Origin of the sequence: uncultured Roseobacter sp., assembly GCF_947495275.1 — a bacterium.
Taxonomy (GTDB): Bacteria; Pseudomonadota; Alphaproteobacteria; order Rhodobacterales; family Rhodobacteraceae; genus Roseobacter.
This window is the reverse complement of record NZ_CANLYL010000001.1, coordinates 209288-225022: the sequence shown is the minus strand read 5'-3', so window position 1 is coordinate 225022 and position 15735 is coordinate 209288. Positions and strand designations below refer to the sequence as shown.

Sequence of the window (15735 nt, the reverse complement as noted above, 5' to 3'; positions counted from 1 at the left end):
GATGAAAATCTGTATTTTCGGTGCCGGTGCGATTGGCGGCTACATGGGGGTCAAACTGGCGCAGGTCGGTGCCGATGTCAGCCTGGTTGCACGTGGACCACATCTTGAAGCGATGAAAAGCAGAGGTCTGACCCTGCTCGAAGAGAATGGGGTCGAAAGCCGCGTTCAAGTCCAGGCAAGTGCGGATCCTGAGGATCTGGGGCCGCAGGATTACGTGATTGTCACGCTAAAAGCCCATTCGGTGCCGCCGGTGGTGCCTAAAATGCGGCCCCTGATCGGTGAAAACACCACGATTGTCAGTGGCGTGAACGGCGTGCCATGGTGGTATTTTCACAAGATCGGAGGCCCCCTTGAGGGCACGCGCTTGCAATCCGTTGATCCCGGTGATGCGCAATGGAATGGGTTTGGCCCTGACCGTGTACTGGGCTGTGTGGTCTACCCCGCGGCGGAGGTGACTGAACCCGGCACGGTCCGGCACATCGAAGGCAACCGGTTTTCTCTGGGAGAGCCGGATGGCGCAAAATCTGACCGCGCCGTCGCACTTTCCAAGGCTCTGATGGCCGCCGGTCTGAAGGCGCCTGTACGGCCGCGATTGCGCGATGAAATCTGGGTGAAGCTCTGGGGCAACCTGTCGTTCAATCCGATTTCAGCGCTGACCCATGCGACCCTGGATGTATTGTGCACAGATACCGGCACGCGGAATGTTGCGCGCGGGATGATGGTTGAGGCGCAGACCATCGCCGAAAAGCTGGGTGTCAGGTTCCCGATCGACGTCGAGCGTCGCATCGATGGCGGTGCAGCGGTGGGTGCACATCGCACGTCGATGCTGCAGGATCTGGATGCAGACCGCCCAATGGAAATCGACGCGCTGGTCGGGTCCGTTCAGGAGCTGGGCCGCATCACACAGACACCGACGCCGACCATCGATACGGTTCTGGCGCTGGTTCAGCTTCGTGCCCGAACCGCCGGACTCTATTGATCTGCAAGTCGCGGAGGGAGGTGCCTGCCTTGGCCGGTCAGCTTTTATCAGCCTCGGCTGGGTCGGCGGAGATTTCTCTGAGCAATCCGTCCAGAAACTTTTGAATGACCGCGTGCCGGTCCTTTGCCATACGGGCACCGGTCTCTGTCTTGAAGGACCCGGCGAGATGCAGCAGCTTGGTGCGGAAGTGATCAATCGCATATGTGCTGTCGTCCAGCGCGCGCCTTGAGGCATCGGGGTCCGCAGGATCATAGATGGACCGGTTGAGCCGTCCCGAAACGTAAAAGCATCGCGCAATGCCAATGTGCCCAATCGCGTCAAGGCGATCGGCATCCTGTAGAATTCTGGCCTCCACTGTGGTCGGGGCGACATTGGCAGAAAAGCTATGTGCCTCGATGGCATGGGCGACGTTGTTGATAGCGTCCTGATCCCAGCCAAGATCGCTCAACAATTGAGATGCCCTCTCGGCCGCCATGCGAGAGGCCGAAGATCGCAACGGCGCGTTTTTGGGCACCTCGACGCAATCGTGGAGCAGGGTCGCGGCCGTCAGAATGACCATGTCCCCGCCCTCAAGGGCACTCAGGGCTCGAACATTTTGCCATACACGCAAGATATGCGACAGGTCATGTGATCCGTCATCGGTTGCCTCAGAAACGAATGGCAACAATTGGCTGGCGATATTTTCGTGCGGGGCGAAACGTGACAGGAAATCCATCTCCATCGGCTACCAAATGCACCCCATGACGACAACAGGTACAAATTTGTCTGGTCCCGCCTGATGCACGGTCTGTTCATGTCAGGGTTTCGAACCATCATGCCATGACCCAGTATTTTTCAGATTTGGTGCTGCCTCCTGCTCTGTCCAGCTGACCGGCAGGGCCACGCGCAACCGGTGCATCTTACGCACCTTAAGGCGCCAAAAGCGCTCTGCGCCGTCAAAATCTGCTACTTCGCGCGCATCCCAGACAATGGAGGTTGTGCCACTGATCATCAGCAGATCACCATTGGTGTAGTCGATGAACAGAAGACCCGCGCGTGGGGTTTCGATCATATTTCCAAGCGTGTTGAAGAAATTGTTGCCGGAAAAATCCGGGATGGTGAGGGTGTCGCCCTCAACCTTCACGAAACCGGGTTTGCCTCCTCGGTGCGACATGTCCGCGCCGTGGGCGACCGTCTCCGCCGTTTCGGAGAGATTGGCCGTCGCGACAAAGAAGGTTTCCGCGCCTGTGATGAGCTTGCGGGCCTCTGCATCCAGGGCGGTCAGCGTCTCGTGGGGGCGTGCCGATGTCGGTTGCTGCACCTCGGAAACGTCACGGGTTTTGATATATTGGGGACAATTGCCAAAGGATTGGTCGACCATCAGATCGAATTCTCCCTCCGCAACACGGCTGACCCGGCCATTGACCCGGTTGCGACGCCGGTTGTTGAGGCCCATACCCAAAAACCCCATAGCACTGCCGACGCGAAGCGAAGCGGCCAGCGGATCCCCAGCAAAGGGACGCGCCTTGATCGTTAATTTGCGGGTATCCGGCGATCTGATGAAACCTTGCCCGCCATACAAGACCGATGCCCAGGGCCAGCCTGCCGCGTCTACATGACCGGCAAAGATCATCGGAAGGCTTTCGTAAAATGCGCGGTGCTGATCGGGCATGAAATCCCGTACGCCGCGACGCCCAATCATCTCTACTCTTTCACGAACGCCAACTATTTCCTGTGCTGCGCGTTCGCCTTTGTGAAACGGTGACGTCGCTTCTTGCCAGCCGGTATTCTGGGTCATTGGGACACTCCCTGGAAGGGGGCACGCGGTGACAGATCGCCGCGCGCGGCGTTTTTCAGGCAACAAGGCCCGCGTTGGTTGCCGGCATCGGAACGAAACCGGGCAGTGCTTCGATGCGGGCCAACAGGGCGCGTACCTTGGGGTAGGGATCAAGAGAGACATTTCCCTCAGGCGCATGCGCGGTGTAGCTGTAGATTGCGATGTCCGCGATGCTGGGACGGGTGCCGACCAGCCATTCGCGGCCCTCAAGATGCTGTTCAAGACGCCCCAAAGCAATGCTCGCAATCGTCTGGCAGCGGTCGGCGTCCAAAGGTGCACCAAAGACGGTGATCAACCGCGCCGCGGCAGGACCATTGGCGATCTCACCGGCGGCGAGGGACAAGAACCGCTGCACCTGCGCTTCGTTCAGAGGATCACCGGGCAACCAGTCGGGAGCAAATTTGCGCGCCAGATAGACAAGGATCGCGTTGGAATCCGAAATGACGCTCTGGCCATCCTCGATCACCGGGACCTGCCCGGCAGGGTTCAGTGACAAGAAGGCTTCGGATTTCTGCGCGCCGTTTGCAAGATCAACATCGATCAACTCATGATCAATGCCGATCAGACTGGCAAATAATTCGACACGGTGGCTGTGACCGGATTTTGCAAAGCGATGAATGCGAATGGGAGAAGGCATTAAGCGGGTCCTCGTCATATCTGGTGGTCAGGTGAATTCCTGACCATGACAGGGATTTACGATATGTATTAAATGAATATAATGATCTAAAATATAGAAATTTTATGAACAAAATGAGGATAATTATGCGAAGCTGTAAATCTGATGGATAAAATCGAAACGATGCGTGCCTTTGTGGCGGTGGCACGGGAAGGGTCTTTTACCGGCGCGGGAAAGAGACTGGGCGTCAGCACCAAGATTGTCAGCAAATATGTGGCGCAGTTGGAGAACCGGCTGGCGGTGCAGCTCTTTAACCGTACAACGCGAAGCGTGGCATTGACAGCCTCCGGTCGCGCATATCTGGAGCGATGCACCCCTTTGCTGGATCAGTTTGATGAGCTTGAAGCGCTTGTTCAGGACCACCAGACGGCGCTATCCGGTCCCATCCGGCTGACCGCGCCGACCGGATTTGGCAGCACCAAACTCATACCGCCGTTGCAGGAATTCATGGCGCGCCATCCGGATGTAACGCTTGATCTGCGCCTGACAGATACACGTGTGGCACTGGTCGAAGAGGGGCTCGATCTGGGTATTCGCATCGGTGCCTTGCCTGATTCAACGCTGGTGGCACGCAAGCTTTCGGACATGCCGCTCATTGTCTGTGCGGCACCGGAGTATCTGGCTTTGCATGGCAAACCGGATCACCCGGCAGCGCTTTCGACCCATAACTGCCTGATTAACGATGGCCGTGACGCACCGCAAAACTGGCCCTTTTCCAAGAACGGTACCAGCCATTCTGTGCATGTATCAGGCGCCTTTCACGCGAATGCACCTGCCGCCATTGCCGGGATCGCCATCGCGGGCGGGGGCATCGCCATGAGCCCCTATTACGCCGTTGAAACCGCGCTGAACGAGGGCCGATTGGAACGGCTTTTTGAAGACTACAAGACCGCAGACATGGGACTTTACGCGCTCTACCCGCCAAACCGTCACCTGACCGCCAGAGTGCGGGCGCTGATCGATCACCTGGTCGATTGCTATGCCGGGCGGTGGTAATCGCGATTTCTGCTGCGACAGGTCGGCGCAGACGGGCTTGCGCATTCCGGCAAATGCGCCATGTCTTGAGTGAGAGCAAATACAAAGGCGTCCTGGGATGCTGAAGATCGACCATCTGTCGAAACGCTATGTCACCGGTGCCGAACCGGTTGAGGTCTTGACCGATGTTTCATTCGAAATGGCTGCGGGTGAAACGCTTGCACTGGAAGGTGAATCAGGCAGTGGCAAGAGCACACTTTTGCATCTGGTCGGGGGGCTTGATCAGGTAAGCGGTGGCCGCATCGTTGTGGATGGCACCGACATCACCGACCTGCCTGATCACAAGACGGCTCAATTACGGCGCGAGACCATCGGGCTGATCTTTCAGCAATTCAACCTGATCCCCAGCCTGACCGTCGCAAGCAATATCGCCTTTCATGCGCGGTTGTCGGGGCGGCATGACCCCGAGTGGTCGGCCTATCTCGCTGAAAAGATTGGCTTGCACGAACATCTGGACAAATACCCAGAGGCCATTTCCGGGGGCCAGCAGCAACGTGTCGCGATCGCGCGTTCCCTAGCGGCCCGTCCGCGATTGTTACTGGCGGACGAGCCCACCGGAAATCTGGATGAGGCTACAGCCGATCAGGTTCTGGGGCTCATGCTGGAAAGTGCGACAGAAGCAGGAACCGCCATTCTCATGGTGACCCATTCGACCCGTCAGGCGGCCCGGATGCAGCGCCGGTTGACCCTGTCGCGCGGTCGGGTTCAAGGCGTGCCCGCACAGGCGGCGGTATCATGACGCGACCGGGGCTGATGGCCTTGATGTCGCACTGGCGGCGAAACCCCTGGCAATTGGCGACATTGATTGCCGGGCTCGCATTGGCGACAGCTTTGTGGTGCGGTGTCCAGGCGATCAATGCCGAAGCGCGCGCCAGCTATCAACGCGCATCTGATATTTTGGCGTCTGGCGATCTGGAGCAGATGCGCAAACGCGATGGCACCACGATCAGCACAGACGAATATGTGTCCCTCAGGCGTATGGGCTGGCAGGTCAGTCCGGTGCTGGAGGGCAACTTCACTGTCGGCGGTCAGACAGTGCGGATGATTGGGATTGAGCCCATGACCATGCCGCGCCCCGTCGGTTTCGAGAACACGGAAAACACAATCGAAGACGCATCGCGCTTGCGGGTGCATCCCGATGACCTCGCGATCTTTGCCAATATTGATGTGGAAGTTCAGGGGGATGCGGGTCGGTCCCCGGGAACGGCCCTTGGGGACATCTCGACTGTTCAGCAGGTTTTAGAAGCGCCCGACCAGATTACCCGTCTGATTGTCGATCCTATTCAGCCCGTCGGTCTGCCGCCGCTTCCGGATCAATATGTCGTAGAAGGCAGAACTGGCCAGAATGACGTTGCACGGCTGACCCGGAGCTTTCATCTGAACCTCACGGCATTCGGCCTTTTGTCTTTTGCGGTTGGCCTCTTCATCGTTTACGGCGCGGTGGGCCTCGCGTTTGAACAGCGTCGGGGTGTTTTCAGGACCTTGCGCGCCATGGGCATGCCGCTGCGACAGCTGATGATCCTTCTGGCATTGGAGCTTGGCGTGTTTGCGCTTGTCGCGGGCGGGTTGGGTGTGGCGCTGGGCTATTTCATTGCAGCGGCCTTGTTACCGGATGTGGCGGCGACACTGCGCGGTCTTTATGGCGCGGATATTTCCGGACATCTCCGGCTGCGCCCATCCTGGTGGCTTTCAGGTCTGGGAATGGCGCTCGCGGGCACCGGCGTGGCGGCTGTGGCCGCTTTGATCAAGCTTGCACGTATGCCCCTCTTGTCCTTCAACCACCCCCGCGCAATGAGCATGCATGCGCTGGCCTCCGGACGCTGGCTGGCGGGCGTGGCGATGCTGCTTCTGGCGGCGGGCGTGGTCATGAGCATCTGGGGGCAAGGGTTGATCGCGGGGTTCTCATTGCTCGCTTGCCTGCTTCTGGGGGCTGCCTTTTGCCTGCCGTTGTTTCTGGCACTGACGCTCGAAGGCGCCGGACGGCTTAGCAAAGGCGTTTTGGCGCAATGGTTCTGGGCCGACAGCAGGCAGCAGTTGCCGGGGCTTTCCATGGCCCTGATGGCACTGCTTCTGGCCATGGCCGCGAATATCGGCGTCTCGACGATGGTGTCGAGTTTCAGATTGACCTTTACCGGCTATCTCGATCAGCGCTTGTCTTCTGAGCTTTATCTCAGGTTGGCGACACCACAGGAGGCCAATGTCATTGTTGCTGATCTTGCGGCGCGAGGGGTCACCGTTTTGCCCATCATGTCGGTTGATGCCCGCATCGCCGGGCTTCCTGCCGAAATCTACGGCTTGCGGGATGATGCGACCTACCGTGAGAATTGGCCTGTCTTGCATTCTGTGCCGGACGTTTGGGACAGGCTGGCGGCGGGCGAAGGGGCCCTGATCAACGAGCAACTGGCGCGGCGCAATGATTTGCATCCCGGGGATATGCTTGCAACAGGTGACCGGATTCTGGGCGTCTACAGTGATTACGGCAACTCCGAGGGGCAGGTGATCATTGCCGAGGCCGCATTTTCGCAACGTTACCCGCAAAAACAGGCGACGCATTTCGGCTTGCGGACCAATGACCCGGTTGGCTTGGCGGCTGATTTGAGGGCCAGGTATGGTCTGACTGGCGAGGCGTTGATTGATCAGAAACAACTCAAGGCCTTTTCTCTGTCCGTATTCGAACGGACGTTTTCGGTGACCTCCGCGCTAAATCTCTTGACCCTCTCGGTCGCAGGTCTGGCGATCCTGATCAGCCTGCTGACGCTCGCGACGCTTCGCCTGCCGCAACTGGCACCGGTTTGGGCCTTGGGGCTCACGCGCCGACATCTGGCTTTTCTTGAGGTGCTGCGCGCATTGTGTCTGGCACTTGTCACTGGGATATTTGCCATACCACTGGGCCTGGCACTAGCCTGGGTGCTTTTAGCGGTCGTCAATGTTGAGGCATTTGGCTGGCAACTGCCGATGTTCCTGTTTCCGGCAGAATATCTCCAGCTTGGGGCGTTGACGCTTCTCGCGGCCTTGTTGGCGGCAGTCTGGCCCGCCATCCGATTGGCCCGGACGCCCCCTGACAAACTGCTTAGGGTGTTTAGCAATGAACGTTAAACCATTTATATCATTGTGTTTTGTCAATATTTGGTTGGGTGCGGCGGCAATGGCGCAGGGTTTTGCCGGATTGGGCGGCGATGCGGAGGGATTTGCCTTACCACAGCGCGGGTATGTCTTTGATTTCCCCGCCGATCATGGCCCGCACCCGGAATTTCGGATCGAATGGTGGTATCTGACCGCAAATCTCCGCGACGCTGACGGCGTGGCCTACGGGCTGCAATGGACCCTGTTTCGCAGCGCGCTGGAGCCCGTGGAAAGGCCCGGTTGGGACAGTCCGCAGCTTTGGCTGGCGCATGCGGCTGTTACAACACCGACAGGTCATCATGTTGCAGAACGGCGCGCCCGCGGGGGGATTGGGCAAGCAGGTGTAAAGGCCGCACCTTTTGAAGCCTGGATAGACGATTGGCATATGCAGGGGCCAAGTCTCGATAAGCTGGCATTGCGCGCTAGCGGGACCGATTTTTCCTATCAGATGCAGCTTGAGGCCAAAGGTCCGCTGGTCCTGCATGGGGACGGTGGGTATTCTCAGAAATCGGCATCCGGACGCGCCAGCTATTACTATTCGCAGCCATTTTTCGATATAGCCGGGACCTTGACCCTACCGCAGGGGGATATTGCCGTCACCGGTCACGCCTGGATGGACAGGGAATGGGCATCACAGCCCCTGGGGGCGTCTCAGGTCAGCTGGGATTGGTTCTCCATGGCCTTTGACGGCGGGGACCGGTTGATGGGTTTCACCCTGCGTGACACGGAAGGCGGCGCGTATACGGCCGCGACCTGGATTGATACGGAAGGAGGCGCCACAGCATTTGCCGATGGTGCCTTCAGGGCGGAGCCCTTGGCGACCAGCACGGTCGCAGGGCGGCAAATCCCGACCCTTTGGCGGGCGCAGCTACCGGAAAAAGGCGTGGATGTCACGGTCGAAGCGCTGAACGCTGATGCCTGGATGGCCACGTCGATCCCTTATTGGGAAGGGCCCGTCACCATCCGTGGCAGTCACGCTGGGCGCGGCTACCTGGAAATGACCGGTTACTGACCCTTCAGGTGACGCGAGGTTCTTGTCGGCCGGTGCTTGGGCGGGGTTTTCGCCTCGGGCCCGGCAAGTTAGTCTGAGGCGACCTATGCATGGGAGGAGCCCGATGTCTCGGATTGGCACGCTGACCCGCCGTGGATTGATCATGGGCGCGGTGGCCGTTGCAGGCGGCGTCGCCTTTGGCACCTATCGCGTGATGCGCCCGCATGCGAACCCCCTGACGGCGGGGCTGGGCCCGGGTGACGCCAGTTTCAACGCCTTTGTGCGGGTCACCTCGCGTGGCGTGACCCTGATCCTGCCGCATGTGGATCTGGGGCAGGGGGCGTCATCCCTGCAAGCCATGCTCATTGCCGAAGAGCTTGATCTTGAACCCGGCCAATATGATATCGAACAGGCGCAACCGAATCCTGCGTATTACAATACCGCCATGGCTGATGAGGCGGTTCCGTTTATGTCGACTGACACAAGCTGGGGTGCTGAGACCATGCGCGACGTCATGGGTGCGCTGATCAAACTCGCAGGCGTGCAGGTGACGGGTGGCTCCACAACCGTGCCTGACAGTTTCGACAAGCTGCGCATGGCAGGCGCGGTTGCCCGCGAGACCCTCAAGGCCGCTGCGGCGACGCAAACCGGTTTTGCCGCAACAGAGCTGAAAACGGCGCGCGGCGTGGTCATTCTGCCGGATGGCGGGGAAATCCCATATTCCGCTTTGGCGTCGAATGCTGCGCAAATACAACCTGTCACGGAGGTGACCCTGCGGCCCCCTGAAGCATGGCGGTTCACCGGGAAACCAATGCAAAGGACCGACATCCTCGCAAAATCGACGGGCGGGCAGCGCTACGGCATTGATTTGCAGGTCGAAGGGATGGTGTTGGCATCCGTGAAATGCAACCCGAACAAGGGCGGAGGGCTGGCGGGTTTTGACGCCAGTGCCGCCGAAACCATGCGCGGGGTGCAGCGCATTCTTCCCGTGACAGGTGGCGTTGCCGTCGTTGCAGAGAACACCTGGTACGCCATGCAGGCGCTTGATGCCATTGAGTACGACTGGAAGCCAGCCCCCTATCCTGCGGAGCAGGAAGACCACTGGGCCGCTGTGGAGGGGGCTTTTTCGCCCGAGTATCTCGACAAGACCTGGCGCAAAGAGGGTGACGTCGACGCTGTCATCGGCACCGAACCGGATGTGGCGGTTGAATATAGAGCCCCCTATGTCGCGCATCAGCCGCTGGAGCCCCTGAATGCGATTGTCCGCGTCACAGACCAGCGCGCCGATGTCTGGGCCTCTCATCAAATGCCGCGTTTTGTGCAGAAGCGCGTTGCCGACCAAACGGGGCTCAGCCCGGATCAGGTTTTCTTTCATAACCAATTTGCAGGCGGCAGTTTCGGTCATCGACTGGAATTCGACAGCATAGACCGGGCAACGGAGATCGCCCTGCAAATCAAAGGTACGCCAGTCAAGCTGACCTTCAGCCGCGAAGAGGATTTCGCGCAGGATTATCCGCGTCAGATTGGAATGGCCCGCGCCCGGGGCAAGGTTCACAATGGTCAGGTTACGGCCCTCAATCTGGAAATTGCGACGCCCTCTGCCGTACGTAGTCAAATGGGCCGCGTCGGAATGCCGGTGCCGGGCCCCGACACGCAAATCGCGGCTGGCGCATGGAATGCCCCCTATGAAATTCCAAATTTTCGGGTTGCGGCCTTCGCGGCACCGGAACTTGCGCCGACAAGCTCCTGGCGATCGGTGGGGGCGTCTACGGCGGGGTTTTTCGCAGAATCGGCCTTTGATGAATTGATTGTGGCAGCAGGGGCCGATCCGATTGCCGAACGCTTGCGGCTGGTCACTGATCCCGTGGCACGGGCCGTGATCGAGGCCGTGGCGGAGATGTCAGACTGGGGAAGGCCAGTCCCTGAAGGCAGCGGTCGGGGCGTTGCCTTTGTGAATTCCTTTGGTGTGCCGGTGGCCGAGGTCATTGATGTCACGCAGACCCCGGAGGGCATCCGGATAGACGAGGTTTTTGTGTCTGCCGATGTTGGGCGTGTGGTGGACCCGGTGAATTTCGAAAACCAGGTTCAGGGGGGCGTGGTCTGGGCTTTGGGCCATGCCATCAACTCTGAGATCACTTTCTCTGAGGGCCGGGTGACACAGGCCAATTATTATGACGCAGAAGGTATGCGATTTCACCAGACCCCGGACATCAAGGTGGTCGGGTTGGAAAATGCGACAAAAATCCGGGGCATCGGTGAACCACCAGTGCCGCCTGCCGCACCGGCGCTCGCCAATGCGATCTTTGCGGCAACGGGCGTGCGTTTGCGTGAAATGCCGTTTTACAGACACATCGACTTCGTTTGAAACCCTGTTGCAGCGCTGCCGTTTGATGGTATCTCAAAACCGACAAACCGATCAGTGCGCCTGGCCGGTGCCATAGCAAGGGGAGGGGCGGTCTCTTGGATTTTGCCGCATCAGAGGAACAAACCGCAATTTTTGATATGGCCTTTGCATTTGGGCAAGAACATATCGCTCCGTTTGCGCGTGAGTGGGAAGCCCTGGGCACAATACCCAAAGAGCTTTGGCCACTGGTGGCCCAGCTTGGGCTTGGCGGCATCTACGTGTCGGACGCCTACGGTGGTTCGGGATTGAGCCGGCTGGACGCTACGCTCGTGTTCGAGGCGCTGTCGATGTCTTGCCCGGCCGTGGCGTCTTTTTTGTCGATACACAATATGTGCGGGGGCATGATCGACAAATTTGGCTCGGAGGAAAGCAAGGAAAAATGGCTGCCCGGAATGTGCCGGATGGACACGATCTTTTCCTACTGCCTGACCGAACCGGGCTCCGGGTCTGATGCGGCGGCGTTGAGAACCCGTGCAGCCCGCACCAATGAAGGATACGTGCTCAACGGATCGAAGGCCTTCATCTCGGGCGGTGGATATTCCGATGCTTATCTGAGCATGGTGCGAACCGGAGAGGATGGGCCCAAAGGCATTTCGGCCATCGTCGTTGAAGCCGGCAGTGACGGGTTGTCCTACGGCGGGCTGGAAAGCAAGATGGGCTGGCGCGCGCAACCCACGGCACAGGTTCAGTTCGATGATTGCGCGGTGCCTGCAGAAAACCTTATCGGCGACGAAGGTCGCGGGTTTTCCTATGCAATGGCCGGGCTCGACGGTGGTCGCCTCAATATTGCGGCTTCTGCTTTGGGCGGCGCGCAATCGGCGTTGAATGCGGCCCTTGCATATGCAGCTGAACGCAAGGCCTTCGGCAAGTCCATCGATCAGTTTCAGGCGTTGCAGTTCAAACTGGCGGATATGGAGGTCAAATTGCAGGCTGCCCGTATCTTCTTGCGACAAGCGGCCTGGAAGCTCGACAGCCAGGCGGTGGATGCGACGAAATTTTGTGCAATGGCCAAGGTATTTGTCACAGATGTCGCCTTTGACGTCGCCAATGACGCGCTGCAGATACATGGCGGTTACGGTTATCTTGCGGACTATGGCGTCGAAAAAATCGTGCGTGACCTGCGCGTTCACCAAATCCTTGAAGGGACCAATGAAATCATGCGGTTGATCGTGTCGCGCCAGTTGATCGCAGAGCATGCCGCTTAAATCTTTGCTATGCTGCACGATCCAATTGATGGTTGCGGCCTCATCGCGTGAAACTCTTCGCGTATTAATTTTCGCTTCATGAGTCTTTGCCATACCTGAGTTTCAAGCGGGGTGACCCGCTTTTGCTTGGCACAGGATTTTGACGTGACAGGGCTCCACACAGAAACTGCTTTGTTTGGCACGGCAGCGCCGAAAAAAGTACTGATAGTTGACGATTCTCGCGTGATGCGGGCGTGGCTGCGGACGGTGCTCGCGTCTGATGCGAGACTTGAGGTTGTCGCCGAAGCCGCCAATGCCGTCGAAGCGCGCGATTTTTTGCGTTCGAATAGCGCGGACGTCCTGACTTTGGACATAGAAATGCCCGGCATGAGCGGGCTGGAATTCCTGACCAGGCTGATGCGGGCGCGGCCGATGCCGGTTGTCATGATGTCCAGCCTGACCGCAGCCGGCAGTGAGGCCGCTATTCAGGCTCTTTCTCGCGGCGCGATCGATTGCATGGTCAAACCCTCCAAACGTTTTGGCGAAGAATTGACTCAGGACATTTGTGAACGTGTATATCACGCGGCCTGCACGCGGCCAGGGCAGCTATCGAGCCGCGCTTCTTCTGCGCGCACGGCGCAGGATATCGATCAAAAAAACCTTGCGAGAAGTTCAAATCCTCCCTGTAGGCGAGGCGCCATTATTCTTATTGGTGCTTCGACCGGCGGGGTTGCTGCGCTTGAGACCGTATTACCCAACCTGGCTGCAAATGGTCCCCCGGTCGTCGTGGTTCAGCATATGCCGGGTAATTTTCTTCAAAGCTTTTCTGAGCGCTTGAACAGGCATCTTCCGCAGAATGTTTTTCTCGCCCGGGAGAATGTCGCCCTGCAACGCGGGGACATTGTGCTGGCTCCGGGAAACGGTCAGCATACGGAGATACGAAGGGTAAATGGCAGTTGGCATTGCTTTCATGTTCCTAATGATCCGCCAGCGCTACACTGTCCGTCTGTTGACGTTCTGTTTGCTTCCGCTGAAACCGAGGCGAAGCATGTTTCTGCGGCGCTTCTGACGGGGCTTGGTAAAGATGGCGCTGACGGCCTTCTTAAGCTTGCCAAAGCGGGTGCTGTAACATTCGGGCAGGACGAGGACACCTGCGTTGTCTACGGAATGCCGCGTGCCGCCAAAGCAATCGGTGCAGTGCAACAAGAAGTGCCGGTGGACAAAATCGGTCAAGCCATTGCCGAAAGTCATTCCGCCAAGCGGCGGTCGCCCCGACAAAGTCAAAGTACCCTGAGCTAATGTCGCTTCAAAATGTCCACATAACGCAAGGCGAGCAGGCGATAGGAAATAACCCGGATATGGTCATTAGTACATTGTTGGGGTCTTGCGTTTCTTGTTGCCTTTGGGATCCCCAAGCCGGGGTGGGCGGGATGAACCACATGCTCTTGACTTCGAGTACGTCAAAGGCAGGAGTTTGCAACCTCGCCGGCATCAATGCGATGGAATTGTTAATTAACGGGATTTTGAAATACGGCGGTCAACGGGACCGCCTCAGGGCAAAGGCTTTTGGTGGCGCTCGAATGGTTTCGGGATTGAGCGATATAGGTCAACAAAACAGTGACTTTATTCTTCACTTTCTTGAGCAGGAGAACATCATTTGCGAGGGCCACTCACTGGGCGGGGAGACCGCCCGTCAGTTGAAATTCTGGCCGTCTAGCGGGAAGGTGATGCAAAAAATTCGTGGAGATGCTGCAATAGAGACTTTGACAACGATTGATGTTGCGCCAGATATCGGCAATGAAATTGAGCTGTTTTAGTAACTTAAAGGTCTTTTCTAGTTGCACCCCAAGCCGCTGATTTAAAATGCGTATTTCTGGTTCGTTCAATTTGTCGAAACTGTGAATCCAAAAGCGCGAAACTGACCCGGCGAACGTTTGACGTTTTCATAGATGTCGTGCGCTTTATCTGACCGGAGCCGCTTGCGATATCTGTTGATAACGGCCTGGAGTATGTCGGTAGCAGTTTCCAGAGTTGGGCCGAAAACGCTGGAGTCGGTTTGATCTAAGCCCGGTTGAGTGAACCGCAGCAGAGAGCACATGCCGAAGCTACAAGCGAACCGTCATGCTGAATGGCTTGGGCGGCAATCACTTCAACGGCATCGAGGAGGTCAAGATCACACTACGCGATGGCTCTGGGCTTGCAATAACGAAAGACGAAACAGGAGGATCAATGGCGTGACACCATGCAGAAGTTGAAAGCAGATTGCGTTTTACTAATATACCTCCTTAAAAATTAAGGGGATTGCCGCGTGGAAGCATTTTGCGTTCTGTATCTCGCGATGCGGCGCCCCGTTGAAGCACTAGTTGAAGCTGTTTTGACCACGACCCACAACGCTTTCTGGGTATATTCGCCGAGCATCGGCGGTATTTTGTATGCGCGTCGGTTGCTCAGCTTGTCGTGAACAAGGTCGATGCTCCAGATGGAGTTAGGGTGTTGCGGCCGCAGCCGGATGATCGAACTGTCCTTCTGGTATCTTCACCTGAATACCATTTCCGGACCATCAATCTCGTCTCGAAAGCCAAATCAACTTTGGCAGAGTGCTAGGGGACTAAGACAGCGTTAACGGAAAGGGTCAATCGAAAGACAGGCGAAGCGCGGAGCTTGGATCACAGAAAATTCGCTGCATTGTAGAATGATCCAGCCGGGTCGAATTCTCTACTAGCTTAAGCCACATTGGGTTCTAAAGAATCTGACGACGCAAACGTCAGAATAGATCCAAATCACCCAAAGATTCTTGATCGTGACCGAACTGATTGGGCTCATGACCATCGAGCAATAGGCGCGTTGTTCGTAGCTTTAGTTTGTCACCAATTGCTCCCAGCATACTTGCCGAAACGCTACATTTGCCGCAATCGCTTAGAAGCAACGTCATCAAGGCGAGATCTTCAAGTGATTGCCTTAGAAAGTCCAACGCCTGTAAATCTGTAATAGCGTTTTTGTTTGAAACCGAATTGTTCGACAGTGTTTGCCCAATTGCTTCTTCAATATCAAATACTTGACCTGCCAATTTATCCAAGTAACTGGAAAGCCTCCCAACGATTAAGCTTATGTGATCCGCTTGGGGTGTTTCGTTATGCATCTACAAGCGACCTACTACGGCTTCAATACAGTTTCGCAAGTTTGATTGCTCGAAAGGTTTTTTTAGATAGTTGTTCATTCCTAGTTTCTTGCCATGATCAACAATCTGCTGCTCTGCTCGGCCAGTAATTAATATGAAACCCACTCCCTTTGTTTTTGGAGAAGATCTAAGCTGATGCAACAATTGCAATCCATCCATTTGAGGCATGTTGTAGTCTGAAATCACAAGATGCACGGGGTGTGTTGCCAACGACTTCAACGCATCGACGCCGTTTTCTGCGGTCGAAACATTTCGAATCCCAAATGCGTCTAGAGCTTGCGTGATTAAACCGCGGCTTGTCGACATATCATCTACAACCATTATTCTTATTTGGTCACGCAGTGACATG

Annotated in this window: 15 protein-coding genes; 9 read left to right on the top strand and 6 right to left on the bottom strand. The window is 57.1% G+C overall.

Annotation, left to right across the window (positions count from 1 at the left end; translation table 11 throughout):
- Position 1 precedes the first annotated feature (1 nt).
- Positions 2–979: a 2-dehydropantoate 2-reductase gene (locus tag Q0802_RS01030; protein WP_298912287.1), complete on the top strand. Its 978-nt coding sequence runs from the start codon at positions 2–4 to the stop codon at positions 977–979.
- Between the two features lie 37 nt (positions 980–1016).
- On the opposite strand, the gene Q0802_RS01025 is transcribed toward Q0802_RS01030, so the two are convergent.
- The 3 genes from Q0802_RS01025 to Q0802_RS01015 all read right to left on the bottom strand — a co-directional run bounded on the left by Q0802_RS01025 (position 1017) and on the right by Q0802_RS01015 (position 3432).
- Positions 1017–1694, bottom strand: coding sequence for an HD domain-containing protein (locus Q0802_RS01025; RefSeq protein WP_298912284.1), 678 nt, complete (start codon positions 1692–1694; stop codon positions 1017–1019).
- An 81-nt stretch (positions 1695–1775) separates the two neighbouring features.
- Positions 1776–2756, bottom strand: a complete 981-nt coding sequence (locus tag Q0802_RS01020; RefSeq protein WP_298912281.1) for a pyridoxamine 5'-phosphate oxidase family protein — start codon at positions 2754–2756, stop codon at positions 1776–1778.
- Positions 2757–2811: 55 nt separating this feature from the next.
- Positions 2812–3432, bottom strand: a complete 621-nt coding sequence (locus Q0802_RS01015) for a glutathione S-transferase family protein (RefSeq protein WP_298912278.1) — start codon at positions 3430–3432, stop codon at positions 2812–2814.
- Between the two features lie 144 nt (positions 3433–3576).
- On the opposite strand from Q0802_RS01015, the gene Q0802_RS01010 reads away from it, so the two are divergent.
- From Q0802_RS01010 to Q0802_RS00975, 8 genes are all read left to right on the top strand, one after another.
- Complete coding sequence (locus Q0802_RS01010) at positions 3577–4467, top strand: LysR family transcriptional regulator (protein ID WP_298912275.1); 891 nt, start codon at positions 3577–3579, stop codon at positions 4465–4467.
- 97 nt (positions 4468–4564) lie between these two features.
- On the top strand, positions 4565–5245 hold the full coding sequence (locus Q0802_RS01005; protein WP_298912272.1) for an ABC transporter ATP-binding protein: 681 nt from the start codon (positions 4565–4567) through the stop codon (positions 5243–5245).
- A complete protein-coding gene (locus tag Q0802_RS01000; RefSeq protein ID WP_298912268.1) occupies positions 5242–7602 on the top strand; it encodes an ABC transporter permease in 2361 nt (786 codons plus the stop codon). Before Q0802_RS01005 ends, Q0802_RS01000 begins: the two co-directional genes overlap by 4 nt.
- Positions 7592–8641 carry a lipocalin-like domain-containing protein gene (locus Q0802_RS00995; RefSeq protein WP_298912265.1) on the top strand — a complete coding sequence of 350 codons (1050 nt, stop codon included), beginning with the start codon at positions 7592–7594 and terminating at the stop codon, positions 8639–8641. Before Q0802_RS01000 ends, Q0802_RS00995 begins: the two co-directional genes overlap by 11 nt.
- 103 nt (positions 8642–8744) lie before the next feature.
- The gene (locus Q0802_RS00990; RefSeq protein ID WP_298912262.1) at positions 8745–10985 is read left to right on the top strand and encodes a molybdopterin cofactor-binding domain-containing protein; all 2241 of its coding nucleotides are present in this window, start codon (positions 8745–8747) and stop codon (positions 10983–10985) included.
- Positions 10986–11080: 95 nt separating this feature from the next.
- A complete protein-coding gene (locus tag Q0802_RS00985; RefSeq protein WP_298912259.1) occupies positions 11081–12229 on the top strand; it encodes an acyl-CoA dehydrogenase family protein in 1149 nt (382 codons plus the stop codon).
- A 126-nt stretch (positions 12230–12355) separates the two neighbouring features.
- A complete protein-coding gene (gene cheB, locus Q0802_RS00980; RefSeq protein WP_298912257.1) occupies positions 12356–13507 on the top strand; it encodes a chemotaxis-specific protein-glutamate methyltransferase CheB in 1152 nt (383 codons plus the stop codon).
- A gap of 131 nt (positions 13508–13638) precedes the next feature.
- Positions 13639–14025, top strand: coding sequence for a chemotaxis protein CheD (locus Q0802_RS00975; RefSeq protein ID WP_298912253.1), 387 nt, complete (start codon positions 13639–13641; stop codon positions 14023–14025).
- A gap of 65 nt (positions 14026–14090) precedes the next feature.
- Here the strand turns inward: Q0802_RS00975 and Q0802_RS24705 are convergent, their stop codons facing one another.
- From Q0802_RS24705 to Q0802_RS00965, 3 genes are all read right to left on the bottom strand, one after another.
- On the bottom strand, positions 14091–14306 hold the full coding sequence (locus Q0802_RS24705; protein WP_366523288.1) for a hypothetical protein: 216 nt from the start codon (positions 14304–14306) through the stop codon (positions 14091–14093).
- Between the two features lie 666 nt (positions 14307–14972).
- Positions 14973–15347, bottom strand: coding sequence for a hypothetical protein (locus Q0802_RS00970; RefSeq protein WP_298912251.1), 375 nt, complete (start codon positions 15345–15347; stop codon positions 14973–14975).
- Positions 15348–15734, bottom strand: coding sequence for a response regulator (locus Q0802_RS00965; RefSeq protein WP_298912249.1), 387 nt, complete (start codon positions 15732–15734; stop codon positions 15348–15350).
- Between the last annotated feature and the right edge of the window lies 1 nt (position 15735).